Origin of the sequence: Mesorhizobium sp. M0663 (genome assembly GCF_040320585.1) — a bacterium.
Lineage (GTDB): Bacteria > Pseudomonadota > Alphaproteobacteria > Rhizobiales > Rhizobiaceae > Mesorhizobium.
Window position 1 is genome coordinate 1 of sequence record NZ_JAMYPX010000113.1, and the last position, 756, is coordinate 756.

Annotated in this window: 1 protein-coding gene and 1 pseudogene; both read left to right on the forward strand. The window is 61.8% G+C overall.

The window, feature by feature from the left end; translation table 11 throughout:
• Window positions 1-512: zinc-binding dehydrogenase (locus NKI54_RS36350; protein ID WP_352694670.1), on the forward strand; the 512-nt coding region annotated here is incomplete at its 5' end.
• A 71-nt stretch (window positions 513-583) separates the two neighbouring features.
• A pseudogene (locus NKI54_RS36355) lies at window positions 584-756 on the forward strand (S-(hydroxymethyl)glutathione synthase); the annotation flags it as partial.

Sequence of the window (756 nt, forward strand, 5' to 3'; positions counted from 1 at the left end):
TGCGCCTTGCCGGCGCCGACATGATCATCGGCGTCGACCTGAACAACGACAGACGAGCCTGGGGCGAGAAATTCGGCATGACGCATTTCGTCAATCCGAAGGAGATCGACGGCGATGTCGTGGCTCATCTCGTCAACATGACCAAGCGCGGCGCCGACCAGATCGGCGGCGCCGACTACACGTTCGACTGCACCGGCAACACCAAAGTCATGCGGCAGGCGCTCGAAGCGTCGCATCGCGGCTGGGGCAAGTCGGTCATCATCGGCGTTGCCGGCGCCGGCCAGGAGATCTCGACGCGGCCGTTCCAGCTGGTCACCGGCCGCACCTGGATGGGCACCGCCTTCGGCGGCGCGCGCGGCCGCACCGACGTGCCGAAGATCGTCGACTGGTACATGGCCGGCAAGATCGAGATCGATCCGATGATCACCCACACGCTGAAGCTCGAGGACATCAACAAGGGCTTTGACCTGATGCATGAAGGCAAGTCGATCAGGAGCGTGGTGGTTTACTGAGGACGAGAAAGCCGCCGGCTAACCAGCCAGCGGCCGAAAAATGCAGATGTTCAACACGGGAGGAGACAAAAATGCCGGAAAAACTGCATCCTAAAATCGACAATGGACTGCCACGGGAAAAGGCCGACTTTGCCGGCGGCACGCTGGTCTGCGCCTGCACCAGCAACCCGGTCAAGGTGAAGGTCAAGGGCCAGATCGCCCATAACCATGCCTGCGGCTGCACCAAATGCTGGAAGCCGGAAGG